A 2,186-nucleotide genomic window follows, 5' to 3' on the forward strand; every position below is an offset into this window, starting at 1 on the left:
CGTCACCGTTGCATAAACTGACCCACCGCATTCGCGAGCAAGCCCGCTCCCACATTAAAGCAGAGCGGTTCCTGCGTAAGCCTTACAGGATATAACGAGACAGATCTTCGTTCTGCGCCAATTCGCCCAGGTGGCTGTTGACGTAGTCGGCGTCGATCTTGATTGCTTCGCCATTCTGCGCGCCCGCCATGTCGCCGGCACTGAAGGACACTTCCTCCAGCAGGCGCTCAAGCAGGGTGTGCAAGCGACGGGCACCGATGTTCTCGGTCTTCTCGTTGACCTGCCAGGCAATCTCCGCCAGACGCTTGATACCGTCCGGCAGGAACTCAATCCCCAGGCCTTCGGTTTTCAGCAGCTCGCGGTATTGCTCAGTCAGCGACGCGTGCGGCTCGCTGAGGATGCGTTCGAAATCGCCCGGCGTCAGCGCTTTCAGCTCAACGCGAATCGGCAGGCGGCCTTGCAGCTCCGGCACCAGGTCGCTTGGCTTGCTCAGGTGGAACGCACCGGACGCGATAAACAGGATGTGGTCGGTCTTGACCATGCCCAGCTTGGTGTTGACGGTGCAGCCTTCGATCAGCGGCAGCAGGTCGCGCTGCACGCCTTCGCGGGACACGTCGACGCCGCCGGAATTGCCGCGCTTGGCCACCTTGTCGATCTCGTCGATAAACACGATGCCGTGCTGCTCGACTGCTTCCAGGGCCTTGGCCTTGAGTTCTTCCTCATTGACCAGGCGCCCGGCCTCTTCGTCACGCACCAGTTTCAGCGCTTCCTTCACCTTGAGCTTGCGGCTTTTCTTCTTGCCCTTGCCCATGTTGGCGAACAGGTTCTGCAACTGGCTGGTCATTTCTTCCATGCCAGGCGGTGCGGAGATGTCGACGCCGGACACTTCGGCGACTTCGATCTCGATTTCCTTGTCGTCCAGCTGGCCTTCACGCAGGCGCTTGCGGAACAGCTGGCGGGTGTTGGAATCCGAGCTTGGCGCGGCGTCTTCGTTGAAGCCCATGCGTGCCGGTGGCAGCAAGGCGTCGAGGATGCGTTCTTCAGCGGCGTCTTCGGCGCGATGGCTGACCTTGGTCATTTCCTGTTCGCGCAGCAGCTTCAGGGCAGCGTCGGCCAGGTCACGAATGATCGACTCGACGTCACGGCCCACATAGCCCACTTCGGTGAACTTGGTGGCTTCGACCTTGATGAACGGAGCATTGGCCAGCTTGGCCAGGCGCCGGGCGATCTCGGTTTTACCGACACCGGTCGGGCCGATCATCAGGATGTTCTTGGGGGTTACTTCAACGCGCAATTCTTCGGGCAGTTGCATCCGGCGCCAGCGGTTACGCAGGGCGATGGCAACGGCGCGCTTGGCATCGTCCTGGCCGATGATATGGCGATTGAGTTCATGGACGATTTCGCGGGGAGTCATGGACATAGTAATTGGCGGTCCTCAAGCGGGAATAAGCCTGCGGCTTATTCGGCGAGGTCCTGCTCCTCAATGGTCAGGTTGTGGTTGGTGAAGACACAGATGTCGCCAGCGATACCCAGGGCAGTCTCGACGATTTCCCGGGCCGACAGGTCGGTTTTCTTCAGCAGGGCGCTGGCCGCCGCTTGTGCGTAGCCGCCGCCGGAGCCCATGGCGATCAGGCCTTCTTCGGGTTCAACCACGTCGCCGTTGCCGGTGATGATCAGCGAGGCGTCTTTGTTGGCGACGGCCAGCATGGCTTCCAGGCGGCTGAGGGAGCGGTCGGTGCGCCATTCTTTGGCGAGTTCGACGGCGGCACGGACCAGATGGCCCTGGTGCTTCTCAAGTTGGCCTTCAAAGCGCTCGAACAGGGTAAAGGCGTCAGCGGTGGCGCCGGCAAAACCGGCGAGGACCTGGCCGTGGTACAGGCGACGGACTTTTTTCGCGTTGCCTTTCATCACGGTATTGCCAAGTGAAACCTGGCCGTCGCCGCCCATGACGACTTTGCCGTGGCGGCGAACTGAAACGATGGTGGTCAAGGGGAGAGTCTCCACGCTGCGGGGCGAAAATGCCCTGATGGAACTCATATGGGGGTGGCGGGGGGGATTTCAACTGTAGGACGGGAGGGCGGACGAGTGGTGTTTATGTGTCGGACTCGGTCCTGAGGCCGATGAAAATCAAATGTGGGAGCGGGCTTGCTCGCGAATGCGGTGTGTCAGTCACCTAAAATATTGAC

General features: G+C 60.8%; 2 protein-coding genes. Both read right to left on the reverse strand.

Annotation, left to right across the window (positions count from 1 at the left end; genetic code table 11):
- Positions 1-82 precede the first annotated feature (82 nt).
- Positions 83-1,420 carry an ATP-dependent protease ATPase subunit HslU gene (hslU, locus tag ACW9I6_RS32155; RefSeq protein ID WP_008439258.1) on the reverse strand — a complete coding sequence of 446 codons (1,338 nt, stop codon included), beginning with the start codon at positions 1,418-1,420 and terminating at the stop codon, positions 83-85.
- 38 nt (positions 1,421-1,458) lie between these two features.
- Entirely contained in the window at positions 1,459-1,989 is a 531-nt protein-coding gene (gene hslV / locus ACW9I6_RS32160) for an ATP-dependent protease subunit HslV (RefSeq protein WP_003209323.1), read from the reverse strand.
- Positions 1,990-2,186 lie beyond the last annotated feature (197 nt).

Source organism: Pseudomonas sp. SDO5522_S412 (genome assembly GCF_054071215.1).

Bases quoted from the DNA above. Each gene is read 5' to 3' on its own strand.
- hslU (WP_008439258.1), bottom strand. From the start codon at position 1,420: ATGTCCATGACTCCCCGCGAAATCGTCCATGAACTCAATCGCCATATC.